General features: G+C 69.0%; 23 protein-coding genes and 1 tRNA gene. 12 read left to right on the forward strand and 12 right to left on the reverse strand.

Features of this window, described 5'->3' with window-relative positions; genetic code table 11:
• Positions 1–105: 105 nt before the first annotated feature.
• The 5 genes from J1C47_RS05045 to J1C47_RS05065 all read right to left on the reverse strand — a co-directional run bounded on the left by J1C47_RS05045 (position 106) and on the right by J1C47_RS05065 (position 5,383).
• On the reverse strand, positions 106–1,038 hold the full coding sequence (locus J1C47_RS05045; RefSeq protein WP_425354541.1) for a substrate-binding domain-containing protein: 933 nt from the start codon (positions 1,036–1,038) through the stop codon (positions 106–108).
• Positions 1,039–1,118: 80 nt separating this feature from the next.
• Positions 1,119–2,087 carry an ABC transporter permease gene (locus J1C47_RS05050; RefSeq protein WP_342591938.1) on the reverse strand — a complete coding sequence of 323 codons (969 nt, stop codon included), beginning with the start codon at positions 2,085–2,087 and terminating at the stop codon, positions 1,119–1,121.
• A 46-nt stretch (positions 2,088–2,133) separates the two neighbouring features.
• Entirely contained in the window at positions 2,134–3,627 is a 1,494-nt protein-coding gene (locus J1C47_RS05055; RefSeq protein WP_207349633.1) for an FGGY family carbohydrate kinase, read from the reverse strand.
• Positions 3,628–3,632: 5 nt separating this feature from the next.
• Positions 3,633–4,583, reverse strand: coding sequence for a transketolase family protein (locus tag J1C47_RS05060; RefSeq protein ID WP_245396365.1), 951 nt, complete (start codon positions 4,581–4,583; stop codon positions 3,633–3,635).
• The gene (locus J1C47_RS05065; protein WP_207349796.1) at positions 4,580–5,383 is read right to left on the reverse strand and encodes a transketolase; all 804 of its coding nucleotides are present in this window, start codon (positions 5,381–5,383) and stop codon (positions 4,580–4,582) included. Before J1C47_RS05065 ends, J1C47_RS05060 begins: the two co-directional genes overlap by 4 nt.
• Before the next feature lie 348 nt (positions 5,384–5,731).
• On the opposite strand from J1C47_RS05065, the gene J1C47_RS05070 reads away from it, so the two are divergent.
• Entirely contained in the window at positions 5,732–6,682 is a 951-nt protein-coding gene (locus J1C47_RS05070) for a sugar-binding domain-containing protein (RefSeq protein WP_207349634.1), read from the forward strand.
• A 118-nt stretch (positions 6,683–6,800) separates the two neighbouring features.
• Positions 6,801–7,583, forward strand: coding sequence for an SDR family oxidoreductase (locus tag J1C47_RS05075; RefSeq protein ID WP_207349635.1), 783 nt, complete (start codon positions 6,801–6,803; stop codon positions 7,581–7,583).
• A gap of 123 nt (positions 7,584–7,706) precedes the next feature.
• Here the strand turns inward: J1C47_RS05075 and J1C47_RS05080 are convergent, their stop codons facing one another.
• From J1C47_RS05080 to J1C47_RS05095, 4 genes are all read right to left on the reverse strand, one after another.
• Positions 7,707–8,768 carry a LacI family DNA-binding transcriptional regulator gene (locus tag J1C47_RS05080; protein ID WP_245396366.1) on the reverse strand — a complete coding sequence of 354 codons (1,062 nt, stop codon included), beginning with the start codon at positions 8,766–8,768 and terminating at the stop codon, positions 7,707–7,709.
• Positions 8,769–8,947: 179 nt separating this feature from the next.
• Entirely contained in the window at positions 8,948–10,483 is a 1,536-nt protein-coding gene (locus J1C47_RS05085) for a tripartite tricarboxylate transporter permease (protein ID WP_207349636.1), read from the reverse strand.
• Positions 10,484–10,500: 17 nt separating this feature from the next.
• Complete coding sequence (locus tag J1C47_RS05090) at positions 10,501–10,920, reverse strand: tripartite tricarboxylate transporter TctB family protein (RefSeq protein ID WP_207349637.1); 420 nt, start codon at positions 10,918–10,920, stop codon at positions 10,501–10,503.
• 78 nt (positions 10,921–10,998) lie between these two features.
• Complete coding sequence (locus J1C47_RS05095; protein ID WP_210382242.1) at positions 10,999–12,057, reverse strand: type 2 periplasmic-binding domain-containing protein; 1,059 nt, start codon at positions 12,055–12,057, stop codon at positions 10,999–11,001.
• Positions 12,058–12,308: 251 nt separating this feature from the next.
• Between J1C47_RS05095 and araD the strand changes: the two genes are divergently transcribed.
• Genes araD through J1C47_RS05110 form a run of 3 tightly spaced genes read left to right on the forward strand, consistent with a single transcriptional unit; the run spans position 12,309 to position 15,710 of the window.
• The gene (gene araD, locus J1C47_RS05100; protein WP_207349800.1) at positions 12,309–14,033 is read left to right on the forward strand and encodes an L-arabinonate dehydratase; all 1,725 of its coding nucleotides are present in this window, start codon (positions 12,309–12,311) and stop codon (positions 14,031–14,033) included.
• Positions 14,034–14,055: 22 nt separating this feature from the next.
• Complete coding sequence (locus J1C47_RS05105) at positions 14,056–14,955, forward strand: dihydrodipicolinate synthase family protein (RefSeq protein ID WP_207349638.1); 900 nt, start codon at positions 14,056–14,058, stop codon at positions 14,953–14,955.
• A 44-nt stretch (positions 14,956–14,999) separates the two neighbouring features.
• Positions 15,000–15,710: a ribonuclease activity regulator RraA gene (locus J1C47_RS05110; RefSeq protein WP_207349639.1), complete on the forward strand. Its 711-nt coding sequence runs from the start codon at positions 15,000–15,002 to the stop codon at positions 15,708–15,710.
• 281 nt (positions 15,711–15,991) lie between these two features.
• Here the strand turns inward: J1C47_RS05110 and J1C47_RS05115 are convergent.
• Positions 15,992–16,067, reverse strand: a tRNA-Ala gene (locus J1C47_RS05115).
• 295 nt (positions 16,068–16,362) lie between these two features.
• On the opposite strand from J1C47_RS05115, the gene J1C47_RS05120 reads away from it, so the two are divergent.
• From J1C47_RS05120 to ligD, 5 genes are all read left to right on the forward strand, one after another.
• On the forward strand, positions 16,363–16,665 hold the full coding sequence (locus tag J1C47_RS05120; RefSeq protein WP_207349640.1) for a YggT family protein: 303 nt from the start codon (positions 16,363–16,365) through the stop codon (positions 16,663–16,665).
• Between the two features lie 49 nt (positions 16,666–16,714).
• Positions 16,715–17,068 carry a DUF167 family protein gene (locus J1C47_RS05125; RefSeq protein ID WP_281065469.1) on the forward strand — a complete coding sequence of 118 codons (354 nt, stop codon included), beginning with the start codon at positions 16,715–16,717 and terminating at the stop codon, positions 17,066–17,068.
• Positions 17,065–17,712 (forward strand): hypothetical protein, encoded by a 648-nt coding sequence (locus tag J1C47_RS05130; RefSeq protein WP_207349642.1) that lies wholly within the window; start codon positions 17,065–17,067, stop codon positions 17,710–17,712. The genes J1C47_RS05125 and J1C47_RS05130 overlap by 4 nt, the downstream gene beginning before the upstream one ends.
• Before the next feature lie 83 nt (positions 17,713–17,795).
• Positions 17,796–18,830 (forward strand): non-homologous end joining protein Ku, encoded by a 1,035-nt coding sequence (ku, locus tag J1C47_RS05135; RefSeq protein WP_207349643.1) that lies wholly within the window; start codon positions 17,796–17,798, stop codon positions 18,828–18,830.
• Between the two features lie 3 nt (positions 18,831–18,833).
• Positions 18,834–21,650: a DNA ligase D gene (gene ligD / locus J1C47_RS05140; RefSeq protein ID WP_207349644.1), complete on the forward strand. Its 2,817-nt coding sequence runs from the start codon at positions 18,834–18,836 to the stop codon at positions 21,648–21,650.
• A gap of 101 nt (positions 21,651–21,751) precedes the next feature.
• Here the strand turns inward: ligD and xseA are convergent, their stop codons facing one another.
• Positions 21,752–23,374, reverse strand: coding sequence for an exodeoxyribonuclease VII large subunit (gene xseA, locus J1C47_RS05145; RefSeq protein WP_207349645.1), 1,623 nt, complete (start codon positions 23,372–23,374; stop codon positions 21,752–21,754).
• A 494-nt stretch (positions 23,375–23,868) separates the two neighbouring features.
• Here xseA and J1C47_RS05150 point away from each other — a divergent pair, with 494 nt between their 5' ends.
• Entirely contained in the window at positions 23,869–24,663 is a 795-nt protein-coding gene (locus J1C47_RS05150; RefSeq protein ID WP_207349646.1) for a pentapeptide repeat-containing protein, read from the forward strand.
• Positions 24,664–24,744: 81 nt separating this feature from the next.
• Here J1C47_RS05150 and J1C47_RS05155 read toward each other — a convergent pair whose 3' ends face one another.
• Positions 24,745–25,716 carry a LysR family transcriptional regulator gene (locus J1C47_RS05155; RefSeq protein WP_207349647.1) on the reverse strand — a complete coding sequence of 324 codons (972 nt, stop codon included), beginning with the start codon at positions 25,714–25,716 and terminating at the stop codon, positions 24,745–24,747.
• Between the two features lie 181 nt (positions 25,717–25,897).
• On the opposite strand from J1C47_RS05155, the gene J1C47_RS05160 reads away from it, so the two are divergent.
• Positions 25,898–26,170, forward strand: a complete 273-nt coding sequence (locus J1C47_RS05160; RefSeq protein ID WP_207349648.1) for a YjiS-like domain-containing protein — start codon at positions 25,898–25,900, stop codon at positions 26,168–26,170.
• The last annotated feature ends 69 nt before the right edge of the window (positions 26,171–26,239 follow it).

Here is a 26,239-nt window from a genome sequence, read left to right on the forward strand (position 1 = left end):
CCGGCGGGGGGACCGATGGTCCGGGGTCCCGTCGCCGCCGGCTGCCTTTCCGGCGAACCGGACGAGGGAGCGCCGCCTCGCGGCGGCGCCCGTTCGGCTGGCAGCTTACGGATGGTCCTTCAGGAACGGCTCGACATTGTCCTTGGTGGTCAGCGTTGCGTCCTGGAGCTGCATCGCCGGCACCTCCTCGCCCTTGGCCAGCTTGATCGCCGAATCCAGCGCCAGCCTGCCCATCAGCTGCGTCTGCTGGGTCATGGTCGCGGCAAGCGTGCCGGACTTCACCGCCTCGAGCCCGGCGACGTCGCCGTCGAAGCCGACGACGATGACGTCACCGAGATTGCCGACCTTGGCAGCCTGGGCTGCCCCCAGCGCCAGGGCGTCGGCCTGGCCCCAGAAGATCGAGATCTCAGGGTTCCGCTGGATCATCGCCTGGGCGATGTTGAACCCCTCGTCCTGCATCCACTGATTGCTGGCCTGCTTGGCGACCTCCTCGATGCCCGGGCAGTCCTTCATGGCTTCCGAAAAGCCCTTGTCGCGGTCGATCTGCGGCGTCGTGCCGATCTGGCCCTGGATTTCTGCGAGCTTTCCCTTGCCGCCGGACTGCTTGCAGACCCAGTCGCCGAGCGTCTTCGCCGCGGCGACGCTGTCGGTGGCGATGAAGGTGTCGGCCGGCGCGTCCGGCGGGTTGCGGTCGACCGCGACGACCGGGATTTTCGCCTTCTTGGCGGCTTCGACCGGCACGCTCGCCGCGGTGGCGCCGGCGGGGATGTAGATCAGCGCGTCGACGTTGCGGGTGATCAGGTCCTGGATCTGGCTGACCTGGGTGGCGCTGTCGCCGCCGGCATCGACGGTGACGACCGTGACGCCCTTCTCCTTGCCTTCCTTCTCCACCGACTGCTTGATCTGGTTGAAGAAGTCGGCCTGGAGATTGGCGACGGCGAGGCCGATCGTCATGTCCTCGGCCTGCGCCCTCACCGTGCCTGCCATGGCGACGCCGGCGACGAGCAGGCCGGCTGCCGTTGTCTTCAGTGTCCTCAGCATTCTTTGCCTCCCTGGATGATCTCGGGTGAAGGAGAAAAGAGCCGCCGCGCCCCCGAGGCCGGCATGGCGGCCCCGGTTCACTTGCGCTCGCGGCTCATCGTGTCGAAGGTGACGGCAAGCGCGATGACGGCACCGATGACCACCATCTGGAAGAAGGGCGAGACGCCGACGAGGTTGAGACCGTTGCGCAGGACGCCGATGATCAGCACGCCGATCAGCGTGCCGGCGATCGAGCCGACGCCGCCGACGAGGCTGGCGCCGCCGATCACCACGGCGGCAATGGTGTCGAGCTCGATGCCGAGGCCGGCGCTCGGCTGCGAGGAGTCGAGGCGGGCCGCGAGGGTCACCGCCGCGACACCCGCAAGGGCGCCGGAGACGACATAAGTGAGGATGGTGTAGCGCCGGACGTCGATGCCGGCGAGGCGTGCGACTTCCGGGTTGCCGCCGATGGCGAAGAGGTTTCGCCCGGTGGCGCGGTAGCGCAGGAAGATCCCGGCGACGATCATCAGCACCACGAAGACCGTCACCGTCACCGAAAAGAAGCCGAGATGGCGGACGGTGGCGAGATTGGTGAACCAGTCGGGATAGCCGACGATCTGGCGCCCGTCGGTCAGAAGGTTGGCGAGACCGCGCGCCACCGACATGATGGCCAGCGTCGCGATGAAGGCGGGCAAGCGGGCAAAGGTGATGAGACAGCCGGAGACCAGGCCGCAGGCCGCGCCGGTGAGGACGCCGAGCACCATCGCGAGGGGAAGCGGCAGGCCGGCCATCCGCTCCAGCCAGCCCATCGACATCATCGAAAGCGCCAGCACCGAACCGACCGACAGGTCGATGCCGCCGATGATGATCACCATCGTCATGCCGATCGCCAGGATGCCCAGCACCGTCACCTGATCGAGCACGTTCAGCGCATTGCGGATCGACAGGAAGTATTGCGACGCGAAGCTGAAGGCGATGCACAAGAGCACCAGCCCGATCAGCGGTCCGGCGACGCCGCCGAACGCGATGCGCGGAAGCAGGTTCCGCTTGGCCCGGGGGCTGGTCACTTCGGTGGTCAAGGGGTCTCCTCCCGTTCGCTTCTGTGGCCGCCCGTCAGGCGCCGGCGCCGCCGCGCCCGGCCGTCAGCGCCCGTTCGACGGCCCGGTGCCAGGTCGCGCGCCGGGCGGTGCGGTCCGCTTCGGCGACCTGCGGCGCGAACCGCATCGCGACCTCCTGCCGGGCGGCATCCTCGTCCGCGTTCCAGACGCCCGCGGCGAGCCCCGCGAGGCGTGCGGCCCCATAGGCGGAGGACGCCGAGACGCTCGGCCGCATGACCGTCAGGCCCGCGAGATCGGCCTGCAGCTGCATCAATGCGTCGTTCGCCGACGGGCCGCCGTCGGCATGAAGTTCGGTGATTGTCGAGCCGGTGGTCCGCTCGACCGACAGAACGACGTCGGCGACCTGATGCGGGATCGATTCCAGCCCGGCCCTGAGGATCGTCGCGCGCGCGGTGCCGAGCTTGAATCCCGACAGGAGGGCGGTCGCCCCGTCGTCCCAATAGGGCGCGCCGAGGCCGTTGAAGGCGGGGACGAGGCAGACGTCGGTCGGCGCCGAGCCGACGGCTTCGGCGATCAGCCGGTCCATCGGCATGGCGAAGACGTCGGCGAGCCAGCGCAGCGTCGCGCCGGCCGAGCGGATGTTGCCCTCGGCGGCGAAGGCGGGGGACGCGCCCGCCACCTGCCAGGCGATGGTCAGGCAGGTCCCAGCATCCATCCCGCCCGTCGGCTCGCCGATCAGCCCCATCACCGACGAGCCGGTCCCGTAGGTCGCCTTGACCGAGCCGGGCATCCGCACGCCGTGGCCGTAGAGCGCGGCATGCGAGTCGCCGAGGATCGCGGTGACGGGGGTGCCTTCCTTCAGCGGCGGCAGGCCGCGGACCGCGGGGAAGGGGCCGGTGGATGGGGTGACGCGCGGCAGGACTTCGGCCGGAATGGAAAAGCCCTCGCACAGCTCCTCGGACCAGACGCCGCGGGCGGTATCGAGGAGCTGGGTGCGCGAGGCGTTGCCGATCTCGATCGCGTGGCCGCCGCCGAATTTCTGGACGAGCCAGGAATCGACCGTGCCGATCGCCAGCTCTCCCGCGCGGCTGCGGTCGCGGCCGGGATCGTAGGCGTCGAGCAGCCAGCGCGCCTTCAGCGCCGAGAACATCGGATCGAGCGGCAGGCCGCTGATCCGGCGGACGCGCTCCCGGAACGCCGGCGTGCCGAGCCGGCCGGCGAGATCGCTGGTCCGCTGATCCTGCCAGGAGAGAAGCGGCGAGATCGCCTCGCCGGTCCTGCGGTCCCACAGAAGGATGGACTCGCGCTGCGTCGACAGGCCGACGGCGACGACGCGCCCGGCGTCGATGCCCGTGAGCGTGGCTGCGACCGCCGCGGCGACGCTCTGCCACAGCGCCTCCGGATCCTGCTCGACCCAGCCGGGTTTCGGGCAGCTCTCGCCGAGCGGCGCCGATCCGCTGGCGACCACCGCGCCTGCCGCATCGACGAGCAGGCACTTGGTCGAGCTGGTTCCCTGGTCGATCGCCAGGATGGCGTCGGCGCGCGCCATGGCCTTCAGGCCGCCAGCTCGCGGGCCGCCCTGGCGATCCCCGCGGCGTTCAGCCCGAAATGGTCGAGCAGGAAGGCGGCGTCCCCGGTCGGCGCGAAGGCGTCGACGCCGAGGATGCGCATGCGGGCGGGATGCGCCTCGGCGAGCACCTCGGCGACCGCGCCGCCGAGCCCGCCCTGCGGCACGCCTTCTTCCGCCGTGACGATGCCGCGGGTCTCGCGCGCGGCCCGGATCAGGCAGGCCCTGTCGAGCGGCGCCAGCGAGGAGACGTTGATCACCCGGGCCGAGATGCCCTCGGCGGCGAGCTCCTCGGCGGCCCGGAGCGCCCGAGACACCAGCGTGCCGGTGGCGACGAGCGTGACGTCGGAGCCCTGGCGCAACTCGTCGGCCCTTCCGACGACGAAGCCCTCGCTCTCCCTCGACACCGCCGGAACCTTGAAGCGTCCGACGCGCATGAACACCGGGCCGGCGGCGGCCGCGGCCCAGCGCACCGCCTCGGCGGTCTGGAACGGATCGGCGGGAACGAGGATCGTCAGGTCGTGGATCGCCCGCATCCAGGCGAGATCCTCGATCGAATGGTGGGTCGGGCCGAGTTCGCCATAGGCCATGCCGGGGCTCATGCCGCAGAGGACCATGTGGTAGCCGTTGTAGGCGGCATCGACCTTCACCTGCTCCATCGCGCGGCCGGTGAGGAAGGGCGAGGCACTGCAGACGAAGGGAACCAGCCCGGCATTGGCGAGACCGGCGCCGACCCCGACCATGTTCTGCTCGGCGATGCCGACATTGACGAGACGATCGGGGAACGCGGCCTCGAACTCCTTGAGGTTGGACGAGCCGACGGAATCGTTGCAGACGGCAACGATCCGCTCGTCGGCGCGGGCGAGCGCGATCAGCGTCTCGGCGAAGGCCTTGCGGCAGTCGAATTCGGCCGTCTGGGTCATCGTCTCGCTCGTCATGCCAGTTCCTTCAGGGCGGCTTCGACCTCGCCGGCGCTCGGCACCTTGTGGTGCCATTCCACCCGGTCCTCGATGAACGAGACGCCCTTGCCCTTGACGGTCCGGGCGAGGACGAAGACCGGCTTGCCGTCGCCCGGCCGGGACAGGACGTCGAGCAGCGCCGCGTGGTCGTGCCCGTCGACCTCGCGCACCTCCCAGCCGAAGGCGGTGAACTTGTCGGCGAGCGGCGAGAGATCGTTGGTGTCGGCGGTGCGGGCGCCCTGCTGCAGGCCGTTGCGGTCGACGATGGCCGTCAGGTTCGACAGCTTCCGGTGGCCGGCGAACATCGCCGCCTCCCAGTTCGAGCCTTCCTGCAGTTCGCCGTCGCCGAGGACGCAGAAGGCGCGGAAGCCGAGCTTGCGGATGCCCGAGCCGATGGCGGCGCCGACCGCGATCGGCAGACCGTGGCCGAGCGGCCCGGTATTCGCCTCGACTCCCGGCACCTTGCGGCGGTTTGGATGGCCGTTCAGCCGCGAGAGCGGCTGCATGAAGGTGTCGAGCTCTTCCTCCGCGAAGAAGCCGCGCCGGGCGAGGACGGTGTAGAGCGCGGCCGCACAGTGGCCCTTGGAGAGGATGAACCGGTCGCGGTCGGCCTTCTCCGGGTCGGCCGGATCGATCGCGAGAACCGAGAAGAACAACGTCGTCAGAATGTCAGTCACCGAAAGGTCGCCGCCGACGTGACCGAGGCCCGCGGCCCGGATGGTCGTCAGGATCCGGCGCCGGACCTGGCGCGCCTCTTCGGAGAGCGCCGCCGGCGTCATCGGTGCGACGGACTTAGCGGCGGGTTCGGCGGCGGGATCGGCGCCGGGCGCCTTCGGCATCGCCATTCACGGCTCCATGAATATTTATTCATATCTGTATTGATATTCAGGCTAGAACGTGCTCCAAATCGCGTCAAGGGAGAAAAGTTTGTGCAGCGCGATGGCCGTGGGCGCGGTGCCGGGAGAGCGGGAGGATGGCCGTGCGTGATCGCGGAGGATGCCTAGCGGTGCGGCCCGGCCTCGGCTATCTGGTTGCATCGGCGAGACGGGAGCGCGCGTCGGCCGCGCCGGCGGCGCGGCCTGGCTCCGCCCGCCGCAGGCGTCGCGGCGCGAGGAGGTCGGTGGCGAGTGGCCCGCATACACGACATGAGATTGATGGGCCGGGTGGCGCAGCTCTACTTCCTGGAGAAGCAGACCCAGTCCCAGATCTCGCGGCGGCTGAACATTTCCCAGGCGACGATCTCCCGGCTCCTGAAGCGGGCGCAGGAAGAGGACGTCGTGCGCATCACCATCAACGCGCCGCGCGGCACCTTCTTCGACCTCGAGAGTGCGCTACGCGAACGCTTCGGCCTGTCCGAGGCGATCGTGGTCGAGGCGAGCGAGCCGACCGAGGACAGCATCCTGTCGGCGATCGGCGCGGCGACGGCGCATTTCATCGAGACGACGCTTCGCGAGGGCGAGGTCGTCGGGCTCTCCTCCTGGAGCGCATCGCTGCTGCGCACCGTCGAGAACATGCATCCGCCGCGCGTCTCGGCGAGCCGGGTCATCCAGCTCCTCGGCGGCACCGGAAATCCCGCCGTCGAGAAGCATGCCACCCATCTGACGCTGCGCATGGCGCAGATCACCGGCGCGAAGCCCCAGCTCCTCGCCGCCCCCGGTCTGACGAAATCGCCGGAGAGCCGGGCGATCCTGCTCGAGGACCCCTTCGTCCAGGAGACGATGGCGCAGTTCGCCGACGTCACCCTGGCGCTGGTCGGGATCGGCGCGCTCGAGCCCTCGCAGATGCTGGCCGACAGCGGCAACCGGCTGCTTCCCGGCGAACTGCACGAACTGGGAGAGGCGGGGGCGGTCGGCGACATGGGCCTGCGCTTCTTCGATTGCGCCGGTGTGCAGGTGCGCTCGTCCTGCGACGAGCGGATCATCGGCATCGACCTGCCGCAGATCGCGGCGATCCCGCGTGTCGTCGGCGTCGCCGGCGGCCTGCGCAAGGTCGCGGCGATCAGGGCCGCGATGCTCGGCGGCTTCATCTCCGTCCTGGTGACGGACAATCACACCGCCGCCGCGCTCGCTGCCGACTGACGTGCGGGCGCCCGCGACCCTGCCGAGGCGTCGCGGCGAGCATCGGCCGCGAGACCTTTCGGGCCGCATGCCACCGGCCGCGACCCACCGCTCACGTCGAATTCAAGGGAGGATACTCATGACCCGCTTCACCGACAGGACCGTCGTCGTGACCGGCGCGAGCCGCGGGATCGGCGCCGCCATCGCGGCGCGTTTCGCGCGGGAGGGCGCCAGCATCATGCTCAGCGCCAACGAAGACTGCGGCGCGGCGGTCGCGGCGATCCGAAAGGCCGGCGGCCGGGCCGAGAGCTTTCGTGCCGACGTCACCAGCGAGGCGGAGATCGCCGCGCTCTACGACGCCGCGGAGGCCGCCTTCGGCAGCGGCATCGACATCTCCGTCCAGAACGCCGGCGTCATCACCATCGCCAAAGTGGAAGACCTGTCGGTCGACGACTGGCGGAAGGTGATGGAGGTGAACACCACCGGCGTCTTCCTCTGCTGCAAGGAGGCGATCGCCCGCATGCGCCGGCACGGCCGCGGCGGCCGGCTGATCAACACGGCGTCGGGCCAGGCCCGCCAGGGCTTCATCTACACGCCGCACTATGCGGCGTCGAAGTTCGGCGTCGTCGGCATCACCCAGAGCCTCGCCAAGGAGGTCGCGAAGGAGAAGATCACGGTCAACGCCTTCTGCCCCGGCATCATCGAGACCGACATGTGGGCCTATAACGACGCCGCCTGGGGCAAGCTCCTCGGCGACTACAAGCCGGGCGAACTGATGGCCGAGTGGGTCCAGAACATTCCGATGGCGCGGGCCGGCAGCGGCGAGGACGTCGCCGGTCTCGTCGCCTTCCTCGCCTCGGACGACGCCGCCTACATTACCGGCCAGACGATCAACGTCGACGGCGGGCTGATCATGTCGTGACGCCGCCCGACATTGCCCGAGGACGCCGCGGCGAGCCGGCGGGACGCCCTCATGCCGGCGGACATGTGACGGCGTCGCTTTCGGATGGCCGCCGGCGGACAGAGCGGCGTTCGTCCGGCGACATCAGGCAGAGCCCCGCCGAACGATGTTGAAGCCGAGATTCATCACCGCCTCTTCGCGGGGGGTGCCGGCGAGCCGGGCGAGGAGGGCGCTGGCGGCCTTGCGTCCGAGCGCCGTCCGGTCGACCGACACGGTGGTCAAAGCGGGAGCCGTGTGGGCGGCGAAGTCCTGATCGCCGAAACCGATGACCGCCACGGTTTCGGGCACGGCGATGCCGCGCGTTTCCGCTTCGATCAGTGCGCCGTGGGCGAGCAGGTCGGAGCTGCAGAAGACGACGCCGGCGGCAAAGCCATGGTCGTCGCAGAGGCTGGCGAAGCTTCGGCGGCCCTCGGCAAGGCTCGCCGGCCCCGGCAGCGTCACCGCAGTGACCGGCCGTCCCGTCCGGGCCTCGAAACGTTCGGCGAAGGCCCGGGCGCGGCGCCGCGCCCGCTCGTCGGCGGCCGTCAGGGTGGCGGCCGCAAGGTAGCCGCCCTCGGCCGCGAAGTCTGCGACGCTGCGGCCGGCATCGGCATGCGAGAAGCCGACGCACATGTCGATCGGCGTGTCGGTGATGTCCCAGACCTCGACGACGGGAATGCCGGCTCCGAGCAGCTGCCGCCGCGCCTGCGCGGTGTGATGGATGCCGATCAGCAGCATGGCGTCGGGGCGCCGCGACAGATGCGCGGCGATCAGGGCCTCCTCGTCGTCCGGATCGAAGCCGGTTTCCGACAACAGGATGTGGTAGCCCTCGGCGCGCATTCCCTCGATGAAGGACTTCACCAGCGAGGAGTAGACGACGTTGGTGATCGACGGGACGAGGGCCGTCACCAGCCGGCTGCGGTTCGAGGCGAGGGCGCCGGCGACGGCATTCGGCACGTAGCCGGTGGTCGCGACCGCGTCCCTGATCCGCCGCAGCGCGTCGGGCGAGACCTTCGAGGGGTCGCGCAGCGCCCGCGAGACGGTGACCTGCGAAACGCCGGCGAGCCGCCCGACATCCTCCATGGTGACGCCGCCGGCCGGGCGCGGCCGCCTGGCGCGCGGCCCGGCCCCGACGCTGGTCCCATCTGCCGCGCCGTCGCGGTCCATTCTTCCATCCTTCAGACGCGTGGTCCGACTTCGCCGTTCGGTTTCACGCTCGGGAACCGACTTGCCAATGCCGGATTCGAAAGACCACCAGCCGGGTCGATGTCCATGGTGGATTTTTCGATTTTGACATCTGCCGTGGCGGTGCACCCGATCGGCACTCAAATGTCAAATCCGATCCACTAGGACGTCGCCGCATCCTCCATCTCGGCCTCGGCCTCGGCCGCCGCGTCGGCGGCGGCGTTGCGGCGCGACAGGAAGACCGAGCCGGCGATCGATCCGACGATCAGGACCCATAGCACGGCGGCGATCCAGCTCTTGGTGAAAAAGATGGTCAGGTCGCCGAACGACTCCAGGCTCTTGACGAAATACACCTCGGCATTCGGTCCGAGGATAAAGCCGATGACGAAGGGCGCGATCTCGAGGCGCAGCTTGACGGCCAGCCAGCCGAAGACGCCGAAGATCAGCAGCGTCCAGACGTCGAACATGATGCCGTAATTGATCGTGTAGGCCCCGACGACGCACATCATCAGGATGATCGGGAAGAGGATCTGCTTCGGCACGGTGACGATGCGCGCGACGTGGCGGATCGCGAGATACATCACCGCGAACATCACGACGTTGGCGATCAGCATGGCGATGATCATCGCGCTCCAGGTCGTCGGATTGTTGCCGATGAACAGCGGGCCGACCTGCACGCCCTGCAGCGTGAAGGCGCCGATCAGCAGCGCCGTCGTCGAGTCGCCCGGGATGCCGAGCGACAGCAGCGGCACCAGGGCGCCGCCGGTGAGGCCGTTGTTGCCGGATTCCGATGCGATGATGCCCGCCGGCTCGCCCTTGCCGAAGGTCTCCGGGTGCTTGGAGAAGGTCTTGGCGTTCGAATAGGCGAGGATCGAGGCGGCGGAGCCGCCCACGCCGGGCAGGATTCCGACGAAGGTCCCGATCAGCGACGAGCGGATCAGATTGACCGTCTGGCCGGCGAACATCGAGAAGGAGAAGGCCGAGGCCGCGCCGACCTTCACGTCGGAAGCCTTCTGGCCCGCCGGGATGCCGTTCTCCGCATCGTCGAGGATCGCGGCGAGGCCGAACAGGCCGATCAGCACCGGCAGCAGCGAGAAGCCAGAGTCGAGGAGGTTCTCCATGCCGGGCGGGATCAGCCGGTATTCGCCGTTGCCCCCGACATCGACCGAATAGGTGCCGATCAGGCTGACCAGGATGCCGAGAAAGCCGGAGAAGATGCCGATCAGCATGTCCTTGCTGAGTGCCGCCATCACCGTCAGGGCAAAGAGGATGATCAGGAACTTCTCGACATAGGAAAACTCGATCGCGAAGTCGGCGAGCGGCGGGGCGAACAGGTAGAGCACGAGAAGGCTGATCAGCCCGCCGACCAGCGAGGAGACGATGCCGAGCCGGAGCGCCGCCTCGCCCTCGCCCTTCTGGCACATCGGATAGCCGTCGAAGCAGGTGGTGATCGAGGAGGGCGTGCCGGGAATGCCGAGGAGGATCGCCGGCACGAGGCCGCCGGAGATTCCGCCGACATAGAGGCCGAGCAGCAGCGCCAGACCGTTGTCCAGCCCCAGCGAATAGGTGAGCGGCAGGCAGACCGCGACCGCCATGGTCGCGGTCATGCCCGGCACGGCGCCGAAGACGATGCCGATGACCGTGCCGGCGACGATCAGGCCGACGAACAGCGGTGTGACGATGCTGAGGATGTCCATGCGGATCGCGCCTTCGATCAGGGCAGGGTGAGCAGGAAGACGCTGCCGAACAGCCACCAGACGAGCGTCGGCGCGACGAGCGCCATGGCCGCGACCGGCAGGGCGGCGCGAAAGGTGCGGTGGTGCAGATAGAGAAAGCCGACGGCGAAGAGGTAGGGGATCGAGCAGAACAGGAAGCCGAGCCCGAGATTGGGAAACCGGTAGCCGACCGGCTCCATGGCCGAGAAATAGACGACCGTCAGGAGCAGCGTTCCGAAGAAGCGCAGCTTGTCCATGCGGGCAAAGATTTCCCGCCAGTAGCGCCCGGATCCCATCGCCCGCCGCCGGTCGCGGATCAGAATCGCCACCGCGAGGATGACGAGGATGGTGCCGATGACCTCCGGAAAGATCAGATGCGACCTGGAGAAGTCGACGGTGACGTGCGTGAGATCGCCCATGTTCCTCGGCATCCGTGATGAAGGGTCCGGCGGTCGCGCGGCCGGACCCGCAAGGGCTCTGGGATCAGCCGGTAAGGCTCACTTCGAGGCGCGCGTGCTGCGGATGTCGGCGATCACCTGGCTGTAGGTGTCGTTCTTCTTCGTCAGATGCGTCCGGGCGGCATCCGAGGGTCGGAAGTCCGGGATGAAGAAGGCCTTCTTGAGCTCCGCCGGGAGCTTGCCGTCCTCGTAGACGGCGGCCAGGGCATCGTCGATCTGCTTGACGATGCCGTCATCCATCTTCTTGTTGTAGATGAAGAAGAATTCCTTGTCGAAGTCGAAGTTCTCGCCGTCCTTCAGCGGAACGGCGACGTTCGGCGCGGCATATTTGAGCATGTCGTCGCGGCTGAGCTTGCCCATGCCGGCCTCGGGCGCCTGTTTCAGCGCATCCGGGCTCGCGGTGATCCAGACGAACTGCATGGCCTTCTGATCGTCGGCCGGCAGCTGCGCGAACTGCTCGTTGGCCTGGATCGAGCCGTTGATCACGTCGGCGAGGTCGTCCCACAGGGCCTGGTTCTTGCTGGCCTGGCTGCCGGTGTTGACCGCCACGAGATTTTCGTCCGAGCCGGGCTTGGCGAGCCGGGCGGCGTTCTTCATCGCCGAAAAGCCGATCTCGGAGACGCCGCCGGGCTGGATGGCGACGCGCACCTTGGTGCCGTTCTCCGCCGCCTTCAGGACGTCGTCGATGGTCTCGTACTTGCTGCCCTTCTTCACGAGGTAGGCGTTGCCCGGATTGATCGCGACCGTCGGCCCGATCCTGTAGGCATCGAAGATGTCCTCGTAGCCGCGCTGGCCGTAGAGATTGCCGAGATAGGACTGGTCGTGGTGCAGCATGATGGTGGTGCCGCGCGCGTCGCGGCCGACCGCCTTGAACGCCTCGTTGGGGCCGACCGCGTCGACCTTGATGTTGATGCCGAGCTGCTTCGACAGCGCGTCGGCGACCATCGAGGCGGCCTGGTAGGTGTCGCCGCCGGTGGAATTCGAGCCGATGACCAGGCGCACGTTTCCGGGCAGTTCGGCGGCGACGGCCGTAAACGGCGCCGAGGCGAAGGCGGCCGCGCCGAGCGCCGCGACGATGAACCTGCGGGTGAACGTCATGAAACTCCTCCTTTGACGATGGCGGCACGCCGCCGTGCGGCCGCCGCCCTTTCCTCCCGGGCCCTGCGGCTGCAATGAATGCGCATACAATGCCTGACATGGACGAGATGCTGCTGTCAACACGGCGCCATGAAAGCCGAATGATTCACTTACCAGGCCGTCCTCGGGTGCAATTGACAGAAAAGAATGATAGCGCATACATGACGGAAAATTTCGGAATGGGAGGCCGCATGCGGCAGCAAGAGCGAAGGATCACGGCGGCGGAGCTCCGTTCCGCGCGCTGGTTCGCGCCGGACGACCTGCGCAGTTTCGGCCACCGGTCGCGGATGATGCAACTCGGCTATTCCGAGGAGGAATTCCTCGGCAGGCCGATCGTCGGCATCCTCTCGACCTGGTCGGAGCTGAATTCCTGCCACGGGCATTTTCCCGAGCGGGTCGAGAACGTCCGCCGCGGCGTGCTCGCCGCCGGCGGCTTTCCCGTCGAGATGCCGGCGCTGTCGGTGGACGAGAGCTTCACCAAGCCGACCTCGATGCTCTATCGCAACCTCCTGGCGATGGAGACCGAGGAGATCATCCGCTCGCATCCGCTCGACGGCGTGGTGCTGCTCGGCGGCTGCGACAAGACGACCCCCGGCCTCGTGATGGGTGCGATCACCGCCGGCGTGCCGATGATCTTCCTGCCGGCCGGACCGATGCTGCGCGGCCATTATGCCGGGCGCGTCCTCGGCTCGGGCTCAGACGCCTGGAAATACTGGGACGAGCGGCGCGCCGGCAACGTCACCGACGAGGAGTGGCTCGGCATCCAGGGCGGCATCGCCCGCTCGGTCGGCACCTGCATGACCATGGGGACCGCCTCCACCATGACGGCGATCACCGACGCGCTCGGCCTGACGCTGCCCGGCGCCTCGTCGATCCCGGCGGCCGATTCCGGCCACCAGCGCATGGCGGCCGAATGCGGCCGGCGCATCGTCGACATGGTCTGGGAGGATCTGAGGCCGGAGGCGATCATCACCGAGGCGGCGGTGCAGAACGCCGCCAAGGTCGCCATGGCGACCGGCTGCTCGACCAACGCCGTCGTCCACCTGATCGCCATGGCGCGGCGCGCCGGCGTCGACCTGACGCTCGACCATCTCGACGCGCTCGGCCGCACCACGCCGCTGATCGCCAACGTGCGGCCGGCCGGCAAGGACTATCTGATGGAGGACTTCTTCTACGCCGGGGGCCTCCGGGCGCTGATGAAGCAGATGGAGGCAATGCTCGACACCTCCGCCCTGACGGTGACGGGAAAGACCCTCGGCGACAATCTGGAAGGCGCCCGGGTCTATGACGACGACGTCATCCGGCCGCTGTCGAACCCGGTCTATGCCGAGGGCTCGCTGGCGCTCCTGCGCGGCAATCTCTGCCCGGACGGCGCCGTCATCAAGCCCGCCGCCTGCGACCCGAAGTTCCACGTGCACGAGGGTCCGGCGCTGGTCTTCGACAGCTATCCGGAGATGAAGAAGGCGGTAGAGGACGAAAACCTGGACGTCACGCCGGACCACGTCATGGTGCTGCGCAATGCCGGGCCGCTCGGCGGCCCGGGCTTTCCCGAATGGGGCATGCTGCCGATCCCCAAGGCGCTGATCAGGAAGGGCCATCGCGACATGCTGCGGATCTCCGACGCGCGGATGTCCGGCACGTCCTACGGCGCCTGCGTCCTCCACGTCGCGCCGGAAAGCTATGTCGGCGGGCCGCTGGCGCTGCTCAGGACCGGCGACAAGGTGCGGCTGGACCTGCCGAACCGCCGGCTCGACATGCTCGTCGACGCGGCCGAGCTCGAACGGCGCCGGGCCGCCTGGACGCCGCCGCAGCCGCGTTACGAGCGGGGATGGGGCTACATGTTCTCGCGCCACGTCACCCAGGCCGACAAGGGCTGCGACTTCGACTTCCTGGAGCGCGGCTTCGGCCGTGCCGCCGGCGAACCCGACATCTTCTGAGACGGAACGGGAGACCTTTTCGATGGCCCACGATCTCGACGCCGCCCTCGCCGGCATTTCCGGCATCCTCGTCACCCCCTACGACGCGGCGGGCGACATCGCCCCCGAGCGCCTGTCTCCGATCGTCGACCGGGCGGTCGCTGCCGGCGTCCACATGCCGGTGGTGAACGGCAACACCGGCGAGTTCTACGCGCTGACGACGGACGAGGCCTCTACCATGGTCCGCGAAGTGGTCGGCCTCGTCGACGGGAGGCGGCCGGTGCTGGCCGGCATCGGCCGCGGCGTGCGCGACGCCTGCCGGCTCGCCCGTGCTTCGGCCGATGCCGGCGCGGCGGCGCTGATGATCCACCAGCCGCCCGATCCCTTCGTCGCGCCGCGCGGCATCGTCGATTACGTCAAGGCGGTGAGCGACGCCGCGGGCGGCCTGCCGATCATGCTCTATCTGCGCAACGACGCGATCGGAACGCGCGGCATCGCCGCGCTCTGCGCGCTGCCCGGCGTCAAGGGCGTCAAATGGGCGACGCCCAACCCGATGAATCTCGCCCGCGCCATCGAGGCCTGCGGCCACGACATCACCTGGGTCTGCGGCCTCGCCGAAGTGTGGGCGCCGCCGCTCTATGCCGTCGGGGCGCGGGGCTTCACCTCGGGCCTGATCAATGTCTGGCCGGAGCGGTCGGTGGCGATCCATGCGGCGCTCGACGCCGGAAACTACGGCAAGGCCGGCGCGCTCATCGCCGGCATGCGCGCCTTCGAGGACATCCGCGCCGAGGAGCTGAACGGCACCAACGTCACCGGCGTGAAGGCGGCGCTTCAGGCGCTCGGCCTCGACTGCGGCCCGACGCGGCCGCCCTCGGCCTGGCCGCTCACCGAGACGCAGCAGGCGGCGATGCGCCAGTTCCTCGCCGGCAACGGCCTCCTCTGACCGGCGCCCGCTGCCCGATCCGACTTCAAGGCAAGGACCAGAGCATGGACCACGACCTTCGCGAAAAGCTCTCCGGCGTCTCCGTCGCGACGCTCGCCACCGCGCTCTTCAAGCGCGGCCTGCGCAACCAGGTGATCCAGGGCGTCCACCCCGTGGCGCCGAAGCGGCGCAACATGGTGGGGCCGGCCTTCACGCTGCGCTACATGCCGGCGCGCGAGGACCGCAACCAGCTCGCCGAATTCCGCAATCCGCAGCACCCGCAGCGGGTCGCCATCGAAACCTGTCCCGAGGGCCACGTGATGGTCATCGACAGCCGCAAGGATGCCCGGGCCGCCTCGGCCGGCGACATCCTCGTCACCCGGCTGATGATGCGCGGCGGCGCCGGCATCGTCACCGACGGCGGCTTCCGCGACGCCGCGACCATCGGCGAGCTCGCCATTCCCGCCTATCACGCCCGGCCGTCCAGCCCGACCAACCTGACGCTGCACGAGGCGATCGAGATCAACGGCCCGATCGGCTGCGGCGACGCGCCGGTCTTCCCCGGCGACATCGTCGTCGGCGACGACGACTGCGTCATCGTCATTCCGGCGCATCTGGCCGGGGAGGTCGCCGACGAAGCCGTCGAGATGACCGCCTATGAGGACTTCGTGGTCGACCGGGTGAAGGCAGGCGAGACGATCATCGGCCTCTATCCCCGCACCCTCGACGAGCACCTTTCAACCTTCGAGGCGTGGCGGAAGAGGAATAGTCGCTAGGGGAGCGAATTCGCCATTTTCGGTCCCGGTCGGGCGAGGCGCCATATCGAATGTCAAATTCGAAAAAATCCAACAGGATCATAAACTTGTCTGGGGGTCTTGCGATTCCGACATTTGCTGCGCGGTCTCCACGAGACGGTGCCGAATGCCGGAAGCAGTTCCTTTTTCCCCGCCCCGCCGCTTTCACGCGGCGTGACTGCATGTGTACCACGGGTGTGCGCCGATGAGCTGCGCCAAGGTGCGAAGGGTCTTTGAGAAACACCGGGCCGTCACGGGGGCATTGGTGGAGCTGAGGGGGATCGAACCCCTGACCTCGTCATTGCGAACGACGCGCTCTCCCAGCTGAGCTACAGCCCCGTCCACCGATGCGAAGCGGCTTGTAGTGCGGGAGGCGGGTTTCTGTCAACGGCTGGCAACGCGGCCTTTACGGGAATTCGGCGGCGGCGGCATGCGCCATGTGGTTCCTCCCGCGGCACCCCGCCGCCGGCCGGCCGCCGGGATGGAGCCGCGGGCGCGGAGGCCGGCCCCAGCGACGCCCCCCGTGTCACAGCAACCGCCTGCCACGCCGCGTTAACGCTGCGGGCCCGCGCGGCTTGCGCCGCCCTGACGCGATGTCTACATCGGCGGTGACGCAAAAAGGGGCAGGGGATCGATGCTGGCAGTCACCTACGTCATCTATCAGGCGCTCAATCTCTATTGGTGGATCGTCATCGCCTCGGCCGTGCTCTCCTGGCTCTACGCCTTCAACATCGTCAATCCCGGCAATCCCTTCGTCGATTCCGTCGGCCGCTTCCTCTGGCAGATGACCGAGCCGGTCTACCGCCGCATCCGCCGCTTCCTGCCGGATCTCGGCGGCATCGACCTGTCGCCGCTGGTGGTGCTGTTCGCCATCATGTTCCTGCAGATCCTGATTGCCGAATACGTCAATCCCGCCATCTACCGGGCCGGGCTCTGAGCATCCGGCACGGGTGACGCCCGCCATGCATCCCGCCCCGGACTGCGCTTTGGACGAGACGTCTTACCGGTTCGACGGCGACGGCCTCCTCCTTTTCGTGCGCGTCACGCCCCGTTCGGCGAAGGACATGGTCGACGGCCGCGTCGCCGATGCGGAAGGCCGCACGCGTCTCCTCGTCCGCGTGCGGGCGGTGCCGGAGGACGGCAAGGCCAACGCGGCGGTCGTGGCGCTCGTCGCCAAGACCTGCGGGCTGCCGAAATCCGCGGTCGCCGTGGTCGCCGGCCTGACGCAGCGGCAGAAGACGCTGCGCCTCGCGGTTTCCCGTGATAGGCTCGCCGACATTCTCGGCCGGCTCGGAATCGGGCCGGACAGGACGGAAGCCGCGATCGGGGAGGACGCATGACGCGCATCGGCAGGACTTCGGGCAAGCACGCGGCAACGAAGGCCGGGCGTGGCGGCGCGGTCTCGTGGCGGGGGGCGGCGGCCGCCCTGCTTCTGGCGGCGGGCGGCGGCCTCGCCGGATCGCCTGCCGCAGCGGCCGGCACCGACAGCGCCTATACCAAGCTCGATCTCGACGGCTGCACCGTGCTGCAGGAATACGAGGACGGCGGCGGCGTCGATCTCGAATGCGCCGGCTATAAGGGAATCCCGGTCTTCGTGTCGGAAGGTGACCTCAGGGTCGACGTCGACTTCGGCGAAAAGAACGACGACTTCAGCTCCTTCTCGCCCTTCAACGAGCCGGGCGAGACGATCGAGTGGCGGCTGTCCGGCGGCAAGCCCTTCGCCGCGATCCTGCGCTTCCACCTCGATCCCGGCGACGGCTCGGGCAAGATCACCGACGTCCTCGCCGTCCACACCATCGCCGGCGAAGGCAGGGCGAGCTGCCCGGTCGGCTATGTCGATGCGAGCGCCAATGCCGATGCCAACGTGCTGGCGCGGGCGGTCGCCGACGAAGTGGCGCGTCGCTTTGCCTGCGGCTCCGACAAGCCGCGCTACAGGGGCAAGGTCTCCGAACTCGGCGGCACGGCGACGGCCGCCCAAAAATAGCGCGTCGGCCGTAGCTTTGCCGGGCGACGAGATTCTTTTCGCCCGGGCCGAACCGAGGCGCCGCGATTCCCGTTGCGCGAGTCATGAGCACTCCGCGCGCCTACTGGACCGGTCATATCCGGCTTTCGCTCGTCTCCTTTCCGGTTCGCCTCTTTGCGGCGACGAGCCCGGCGAGGACCATCCAGCTGCATCAGTACGACAAGAACACCGGCGAGCGGATCCGCTACCACAAGGTGTCGGAAAAGGACGAGGAGGTCGTCGACAGCGACGACATCGTCAAGGGCTACGAATACGAGAAGGGGCGCTTCGTCCCGATCGACGACGAGGAGCTCGAAGCCCTCAAGGCCGAGAGCAACCACGTCATCGAGCTGACGCAGTTCACCGATGCCAGCGAGATCGATCCGATCTACTACGACCGGCCCTATTACGTCGCGCCGGACGAAGACGGCGTGACCGATGCCTATGTCACCATCCGCCAGGCGCTGAGGAAGGCGAAGAAGGTGGCGCTCGGGCGGATCGTGATCTCCGGCAAGGAGCGCATCGCCGCGATCAAGCCCTGCGGCGACGGGCTCATCCTGGAGACGCTGCGTTATGCCCAGGAGGTCCGGGACGCCAGGAAGTTCTTCGACGCGGTGGGCGACGGCGCCGAGATCGACGACGAGCAGCTGGAACTCGCCCAGCTCCTGATCGAGAAGAAGTCGAAGCCGTTCGATCCGAAGGCCTTCAAGAACACCTATCAGGAAGGCCTGATGGAGATCATCAAGGCGAAGATCGCCGGCAAGGAGCCGCAGGCGGAGGAGGCGCCGGAAGAAGATTCCGGCAATGTCATCGACATCATGGATGCGCTCCGCCGCAGCCTCGAACAGTCGGGGGGCGAGACCGGCGGCAAGGGGCGGAAGCGCGCTTCCGGCGGCAAGACGGCTCCGACCGCCAAATCCTCCGGGTCACGCTCGAAATCCTCGTCCGCTGCCAAGTCTTCCGCGCCTTCCAACTCGGCGTCCAAATCCCAGTCGAAGTCGTCCGCGTCGAAAACGTCGTCGCCGAGCGACGGGGCGAAATCCAAGGCGACCACGGCCAAGAAATCGGGTGGCCGCTCGAAAAGCTCCAGGGCAGCATGAGCCATGGCCTCTGCCTCGCTCGACACCTACAACGAGAAACGCGACTTCGAGAAGACCCGCGAGCCGCGCGGCAAGGCCGGCCGCAAGGCGGGCGATGCCTATCTCATCCAGAAGCACGATGCGACCCGGCTCCACTACGATTTCCGCCTCGAACATGACGGCGTGCTGCTCTCCTGGGCGGTGACCCGCGGGCCGAGCTACGACCCGTCCGACAAGCGGCTCGCGGTGCGCACCGAGGACCACCCGCTCGACTACGGCTCCTTCGAAGGCACGATCCCCAAGGGCGAATATGGCGGCGGCACCGTCATGCTCTGGGACACCGGAAGCTGGAAGCCGCTCGGCGACGTCGCGGAGGGGCTGGAACGGGGCGAACTGAAGTTCGAGCTTTCCGGCAAGCGGCTGAAGGGCCGTTGGGTGCTGGTCCGGATGAAGCCGCGCAAGAAGGAAAAGCGCGAGAACTGGCTGCTGATCAAGGAAAAGGACGAGCTCGCCCGCCCGGACGAGGACGGCGAAGCGTTCCTCGCCGGCGAGAAGACCAGCGTCGCCACCGGCCGCACCATGGCGGAGATCGCCGAGGAGGAGGGCGGCGAGGACGGCAACCGCTGGTCCAGCGAGAACACCCGCAAGAAGGGCGGCCGGAAGTCCGGCGCCTCCGAGGCCGAAAAGAAGGCCGAGGACCTGCGCCGCGAAGCGGCCGACGGGCCGTCGGACGGCCTCAACCCGCAGGCGAAGCCGGCTTCGGCGCGCAACGGCAAGGGCAAGGGCGCGGGCGGCTCCGGGGCCGCCTCCCTCGACGATCTCGCGGCACGCTACGGCAAGCCGCAACTCGCGACCCTCGTCGATGCGCCGCCGGCACGCGCCGACTGGCTGCACGAGATCAAGTTCGACGGCTATCGCCTGATCGGGCTCCTCAGCGACGGGTCGGTGCGGCTCGTCACCCGCAACGGCCACGACTGGACGAAAAAGTTCGACCGCCTCGCCAGGGCCTTCGGGAAGCTCGGCGTTGCCGATGCCGTCTTCGACATGGAGGCCGTCGTCCTCGACGGACACGGCCGCTCGGATTTCCAGAAGCTGCAGAATGCGCTCTCCGGCGAAACCGACTCGAAGGAGAAGAAGCCGATCGTCGCGATGCTCTTCGACTGCCTGCATCTGGACGGCGAGGATCTGACGAAGGCGCCGCTGACGACGCGCAAGGCGCGGCTGAAGGCGTTGCTCGACGGGCAGGCGGCGGGCGAGAAGAAGATCCTGCGCTATTCCGACCACATCGAGGGCAAGGGCGAGCAGATGATCGCCCGCTCCTGCTCGATGGGGCTCGAAGGCGTCGTCTCGAAGAAGGCCGATGCGCCCTATCGCGCCGGGCGGACGAAAAGCTGGCTGAAGTCGAAATGCATCAAGCGCCAGGAATTCGTCATCATCGGCTTCACCAAGGCGGCCGGCGGCGCGCGGGCGATCGGCGCCCTGCATCTCGGCTATTTCGGCAAGGACGGCCTCGCCTATGCGGGCAAATGCGGCACCGGCTTCACCGACGCCTCGGGGTCGGAGCTGCGGGAACGCCTCGACAAAATGACGCGGAAGACCGCGCCGGTGGACGGGCTGTCGGCGGCGGAAAAGCGCGCCGCCACCTGGGTGACCCCGAAACTCCTCGCCGAGGTCGCCTTCACCGAATGGACCGGCGAGGGAAAGATCCGCCACCCGTCCTTCAAGGGGCTGCGCGAGGACAAGCCGGCGGGCGACGTCGTGCGCGAGGCGCCGGAGGACAAGGCAGAGGCGGCCGATGCCGGCGACGGCGCAGGCGCCGGCAAGGCGCGCGCGGCTTCCGGCAGATCCCGCAGCCGGGAAAAGAGAGCGGCGGCGGCAGAGGCGAAGTCCGATTCGAAGGCGGATGCCGCGTCCGGATCCGACGGCCGGAAGTCCAGGCGGTCCGGCAAGCCGATCCGCGTCTGCGGCGTCGAGATCACCCATCCGGACCGCCCGGTCTTCGACGACGAGAACGGGCCGACCAAGGGCGATCTCGCCGACTATTACGGCAAGGTCGCCAAGCTCGTCCTCGCCGACATTTCCGGCCATGCGGTGTCGCTGCTGCGCTGTCCCGGCGGCATCGGCGAGGAATGCTTCTTCCAGCGCTCGGTCGGCAAGGGCTGGGGCGCGGAGGTGAAGCCCGTCGACGTCACCCATGCCGGCAAGACCACCGACTATTTCTACGTCGAGGACGCAAAGGGACTGATCGAACTCGTGCAGATGGGCGGGATCGAACTCCATCCCTGGGCCTCGACGGTCGACAGGGTCGACGTTCCGGACCGGCTGGTCTTCGATCTCGACCCGGACGAGGGGGTTCCCTTCGAGGCGGTCAAACTGGCCGCGCGGGACCTCGGCAACCGGTTGTCGGCGCTCGGCCTCGACAGCTTCGTCAAGGCGACCGGCGGCAAGGGGCTGCATGTCGTGGTGCCGCTCAGCCGCCGGCGCGAATTTCCGGAGATCAAGGCGTTTGCCGAAGGGTTCGCCGAAGCGATGGTCCGCGACGTGCCGCGCGCCTATGTCGCGACGATGTCGAAGGCCAAGCGCAAGGGCAAGATCTTCATCGACTATTTCCGCAACGACCACGCGGCGACGTCGATCGCCGACTATTCGGTCCGTGCCCGCCCGGGCGCCCGGGTGGCGGTGCCGCTTTCCTGGGAAGAGCTCGACGCTCTGGAATCGGCGAGCGCCTTCACCATGGCCGGCGTCCTCGAACGCATCGACAGGGGCGAGGCCTTCGAACGGCCCGCCTGGCGCCAGTCGATCACCAAGGCGATGCTCGGCAAGCTCGGGATCACGGCGTGACGCCGGCGCGGCGCGGCGCGGTGTCGTCGAAGTCGAGCAACGGCTCGGCGCTTCGAGCATGATCCTTTCCGAAAGCCGCTTCCGACGTTCCGGGAGCATTTCTAAAACAGCGAGCCTTGGCCTTCCGCCACCTTCTTGCTGCGCGGCCGGCGGGGCCTCGCGGCGGCCGGCTGCGGCGATGCCGGCTCGTCCACGGCCTGCCCCGTGCCCGCCGCGGCCGTGCCGTCGGTGATCACGGCGCGGCGCGTCTGTCGGCGCGCGAATTCCAGCGACACCGCCATGCCGGCCGAAAGGTCCGCCGGCTCGGTCACCGCGGCGCCGGCGTCGTTTCGCACGATCACATAGCCGCGTTCGAGGACGTTCAGCGGCGACAGGCTGCCGGCGAGCCGCCAGGCGGCGTCGATTCGCTGGCGGCGCTGCTGCCGGCCCTGCGCCTCGGCCCGTTCGAGTCGCTCGGAGAGCTGCATCAGGGCGAGCCGGGCGGCTTCGCTGCGGGCCTTCAGCATATGCGGCTTGAGGTCGGCGGCCGCCCGGTCGAGGCGGCGCCGCGCCGATTCGAGCCTCAGGCGCATGCCGTGATCGGCGCCGACGGCGCTGTGGCGCAGCGTCGCCCGATGGTCGCGCAGCGCGGCCTCCAGCGTCGCGGGGACCAGCCGGGCGGAGGCGGCGGCGAAGTGCCGGCGCTTCTCGGCGACGACGTGGCGAAGGTTCGAGGCAAGGCCGCTGGTCGCATCGTCGAGCCGGCGGCGCGGCAGCGCCAGCAGCGCGTCGAGGCCGGGCAGGGCGCGGGCGAGGGCGGCGAGCCCCTTCTTCTCCTGGTCGAGCCGGCGGCTGACCGCGCCGGAAAGACGGGCGTTGTGGCTCGCCAGCGTCGCCAGGAGCTCGGCCCGGACCGGCACCGCCATCTCGGCCGCGCCGGTCGGCGTCGGGGCGCGGATGTCCGCGGCATGGTCGATCAGCGTCCAGTCGGTCTCGTGGCCGACCGCCGAGATCAGCGGGATCTGCGAGGCGGCCGCGGCCCGCACCACGGCCTCGTCGTTGAAGCCCCACAGGTCTTCGAGGCTGCCGCCGCCTCTGGCAACGATGAGGACGTCCGGCCGCGGCAGCCTGCCGCCCGACTGGATGGCGTTGAAGCCTTCGATCGCCGCGGCGACCTCGGCGCCGGAGGTTTCGCCCTGCACCCTCACCGGCCAGACCAGGAGATGCACCGGAAAGCGGTCGGCGACGCGGTGGGCGATGTCGCGGATCACGGCGCCCGTCGGCGAGGTGACGACGCCGATGACCCGCGGCAGGAACGGCAGGCGGCGCTTGCGCTCGGGTAAAAACAGCCCCTCCGCCTCGAGCTTCAGCCGCCGCTCGTTGAGGAGCGCCATCAGCGCGCCCGCGCCGGCGGGTTCGATCGTCTCGATCACCACCTGGTATTTCGACGAGTTCGGATAGGTGGTCAGGCGCCCCGTGGCGATCACCTCCAGCCCCTCCTCGGGCCGGAAGGCGAGCTTGGCGAAGGCGGTGCGCCAGATCACCGCGTCGATCCGCGCCCGGTCGTCCTTCAGGCAGAAATAGGCGTGGCCCGACGAATGCGGCCCGCGATAGCCGGAGACCTCGCCCCGGATCCGCACGTGACCGAAGCTGTCCTCGACGGTGCGCTTCAGCGCCCCGGAGATTTCCGACACGGTGTATTCGGCGACGTTGCTGGCGGGGCTCGATTCGGAAAGGCGGCTCATGGCGGCGAGTGTGGAGTCCCGGCACCTTCGGGGCAAGACTCGGTTCGCGCGGGCCTCGCCGTGGGTGGAGAAACCCCTGCCGGGTCGCCGCCGGCATTCACGCCGCAGGGCAATCGCTCGAAAGCCTGGAGCCGTCGGCGACGCCCAGGATCTCCCCCTTGCGGGAGAGATGGGGGCAACGCAGAGGGGGCGTCTTGGCGCAACCATCCGGCGGGTCCGTGCCCGCCGCACCCCCCCCTCTGCGGAACGGCATCTCCCCCGAAAGGAGGGAGATCAGGCCAATGGCCTTGCCCAGCCCCGGTGTCAGGCGGTCGCCCGCAATTCACGGCGTCGCGCTTTGACCTCGTGGACTGAATTTGACATGTGAGACCCGGCCGGACCGGGCGTGGCGTCAGATGCCGGAACCGGCCCCCCGGGGCGCACCGCGGTCAAATCCGGTGCGAAGCGGCGCGCAAGACGCCGCCGGAAGAAGACGCCGCGAAGGGAGGACGACCATGCCGGCAGACCATCGCAGGACCATCGTCGCGGCGGCCTTTGCCGCCGCCGCATTCGCCGCCGGCCTCTCGCCGCGTCCGGCCTTCGCGCAGGGGGCGATGCGCGGCCTCGACATGACCTCGCCGCAGATGACCAGGGCCGAGATGACCCGGGCCGAGGTCGAGGCGCTGATCGCCGCGGCGACGGATGGCCGGCCCGTCGACCTGTCGCGCAAGGCGCTCAACGGTCTCGATCTCTCCGGCCTCGACCTTGCCGGTGCCGATCTGACGGCGGCGACGCTCAATGGCGCAGACCTTTCCGGGGCCGATCTGTCGGGGGCGAAGCTCGCCCAGGTCTGGGGGCTGAAGGCGGATTTTTCCGGCGCCGATCTCACCGGCGCCAACCTCTTCCAGTCGCAGCTGATGGATGCCAACTTCACCGGCGCGGACCTTTCCAAGACCCGCCTCGTCGCCGATCTTACGCGCGCCAGGCTGATCGACGCCAAGCTCGCCGGGGCCGATCTTTCGGCCGACATGCGCAATCAGTCGATGGGGCTGATGCGCGGCGTCCTGAATTCCGCCGATCTCACCGGCGCCGATCTCTCCAACGCCGATCTTTCGCGGGCGGCCGCAGAATTCGCCGATTTTTCCGGCGCAGACCTCTCCAATGCCGACCTCGCCCGGGCGGAGATCGCCGGCGCGGATTTCGACGGCGCGAATGTCGACGGTGCGGATTTTGCAGGTGCCGACCTGCGCTCGGCGCGGCTCAACGGCCTCAGGGGCGAGCCGAAGAACCTCGACCGCACGAAGCGGTAGTGCCGAAGCGCCGCCGATGCCGTCTCGCCGCGGCGAGGCGGGGCGCCGGCGAATGCGATACGCCCGGCTTTCCGGCGGGCTTCACTCGGCCGCGACCGGCGCGACCGGCGCGGCGGGGCCGGGGCGGGGACGATGCGGCCGCACCAGCCGGGTACCCGGCAGATGCGTCGGCTTGGCGTTCAGCTCCGATGGCGGCAGGTTGGCGAGGCTGTCGCGGATGTGGTCGACGAGCGCCGAGACGACCGGGCTGTCGGCGCTGCGCGCCCGGATGACGCCGATCTCGTTGTCCCGCAGCCGCGGGAAGCCGTCGCGCTCGCCGAGAACCCGCATTCCCGGCCGCAGGGCGCATTCCGGCAGGACGCCCACGGCGAGGCCCGCGAGCACCGCCGAGGCGACGATCTGTGCCGACCATGACGAGAACAGCACCTTGTGGCGCCGGCCCGCCGCCTCCAGCGCCTTCAGCCCCTCCGCCCGCCAGGAGCAGCTGTGGCGCCCGAGCGCCAGCGGCAGCACCGCCTCCTCGTGCACGTCGTGGGCGGCCGAGGTCATGAAGTGCAGCGGTTCGCGGCGGACGATCTCCGGCATCACCGCCCCGACCGTGCAGTCGGCGACGAGGGCGACGTCGAGCCGGCCCCGGTCGACGTGCTCGGCAAGGTTCGACGAGGGCTCGCAGGCGATCTGCAGCTCGACCAGCGGGTTCGAGCGGCTGAAGCGGGCGAGGATCTCGGGCAGGAAGCGCTCGGCATAGTCGTCCGGCAGGCCGATGCGCACCTGGCCCTGCATGGCATCCGGATCGAAGGCGGAGAGCGTCTCCTGGCTGAGGCTCAGCATCCGCCTGGCATAGACGAGGAGGCGCGAGCCCGCGTCGGTGACCTGGATCGTCCGGCCGGTGCGCTCGAACACCGCGACGCCGAGCCGTTCCTCCAGCCGCCGGATCTGCATCGACACCGCCGACTGGGTCTTGAAGACCTCCTCGGCGGCCCTGGTGAAGCTGCCGGCGTCGACGATGGCGACGAAGCTGCGCAACTGGTCGAGATCGAGCGGGGTGGCCATGGGCTGTCTCATCAATGGATGTGATGTCAGAGATTATCAACATTCGTTGGTGTGATCAATCGCGCGGACGTATGGTGATCATGTCAGGAACAATTCGGGGGAGGGCGCTGCCCATCGCTTCGGCGACGGCAGGGCGCCCCCGCTTTTTTCCGGCGACAGTGGCTGCGAAAGGAGACAAGCCATGACGATCACCGCGAGACCCACCCCCGCTTCGGCCAGCCGGTTTCTGGCCGGGACCCGCCTCTTCGCCACCGCCGCCCGCGCGATCGTCAAAACCATGGTCAACCGTCGCCGCGTGCAGGCCCTCGCCGACATGCCGGACCATGTCCTCGCCGACATCGGCATTCGCCGCGACGACGTCGCCTTCGCGCTCGGCGCCGACTGGCGCGAGGATCCGAGCTACAAGCTGGCGCTGATCGCCGCGCGCCGGCGACGGGACGTCCTGGAAGGCTGAGCGCCCCCGCCAAGTCCCGGCGCTCCCGCGACGCCGGGCCGCCCTCCACGACGCTCGCAACGGCCGGTC

The sequence above is a fragment of the Jiella sonneratiae genome, assembly GCF_017353515.1.
Lineage (GTDB): Bacteria > Pseudomonadota > Alphaproteobacteria > Rhizobiales > Rhizobiaceae > Jiella > Jiella sonneratiae.

What these genes read in the sequence shown, in the direction of transcription:
- J1C47_RS05055 (WP_207349633.1), bottom strand. Translation starts at nt 3,627, where the DNA reads ATGGCGCGCGCCGACGCCATCCTGGCGATCGACCAGGGAACCAGCTCG.
- J1C47_RS05060 (WP_245396365.1), bottom strand. Translation starts at nt 4,583, where the DNA reads ATGACGAGCGAGACGATGACCCAGACGGCCGAATTCGACTGCCGCAAG.
- J1C47_RS05065 (WP_207349796.1), bottom strand. Translation starts at nt 5,383, where the DNA reads ATGACGCCGGCGGCGCTCTCCGAAGAGGCGCGCCAGGTCCGGCGCCGG.
- J1C47_RS05075 (WP_207349635.1), top strand. Translation starts at nt 6,801, where the DNA reads ATGACCCGCTTCACCGACAGGACCGTCGTCGTGACCGGCGCGAGCCGC.
- J1C47_RS05080 (WP_245396366.1), bottom strand. Translation starts at nt 8,768, where the DNA reads ATGGACCGCGACGGCGCGGCAGATGGGACCAGCGTCGGGGCCGGGCCG.
- J1C47_RS05085 (WP_207349636.1), bottom strand. Translation starts at nt 10,483, where the DNA reads ATGGACATCCTCAGCATCGTCACACCGCTGTTCGTCGGCCTGATCGTC.
- J1C47_RS05090 (WP_207349637.1), bottom strand. Translation starts at nt 10,920, where the DNA reads ATGGGCGATCTCACGCACGTCACCGTCGACTTCTCCAGGTCGCATCTG.
- J1C47_RS05095 (WP_210382242.1), bottom strand. Translation starts at nt 12,057, where the DNA reads ATGACGTTCACCCGCAGGTTCATCGTCGCGGCGCTCGGCGCGGCCGCC.
- J1C47_RS05105 (WP_207349638.1), top strand. Translation starts at nt 14,056, where the DNA reads ATGGCCCACGATCTCGACGCCGCCCTCGCCGGCATTTCCGGCATCCTC.
- J1C47_RS05110 (WP_207349639.1), top strand. Translation starts at nt 15,000, where the DNA reads ATGGACCACGACCTTCGCGAAAAGCTCTCCGGCGTCTCCGTCGCGACG.
- J1C47_RS05120 (WP_207349640.1), top strand. Translation starts at nt 16,363, where the DNA reads ATGCTGGCAGTCACCTACGTCATCTATCAGGCGCTCAATCTCTATTGG.
- J1C47_RS05130 (WP_207349642.1), top strand. Translation starts at nt 17,065, where the DNA reads ATGACGCGCATCGGCAGGACTTCGGGCAAGCACGCGGCAACGAAGGCC.
- ku (WP_207349643.1), top strand. Translation starts at nt 17,796, where the DNA reads ATGAGCACTCCGCGCGCCTACTGGACCGGTCATATCCGGCTTTCGCTC.
- ligD (WP_207349644.1), top strand. Translation starts at nt 18,834, where the DNA reads ATGGCCTCTGCCTCGCTCGACACCTACAACGAGAAACGCGACTTCGAG.
- xseA (WP_207349645.1), bottom strand. Translation starts at nt 23,374, where the DNA reads ATGAGCCGCCTTTCCGAATCGAGCCCCGCCAGCAACGTCGCCGAATAC.
- J1C47_RS05150 (WP_207349646.1), top strand. Translation starts at nt 23,869, where the DNA reads ATGCCGGCAGACCATCGCAGGACCATCGTCGCGGCGGCCTTTGCCGCC.
- J1C47_RS05155 (WP_207349647.1), bottom strand. Translation starts at nt 25,716, where the DNA reads ATGGCCACCCCGCTCGATCTCGACCAGTTGCGCAGCTTCGTCGCCATC.
- J1C47_RS05160 (WP_207349648.1), top strand. Translation starts at nt 25,898, where the DNA reads ATGACGATCACCGCGAGACCCACCCCCGCTTCGGCCAGCCGGTTTCTG.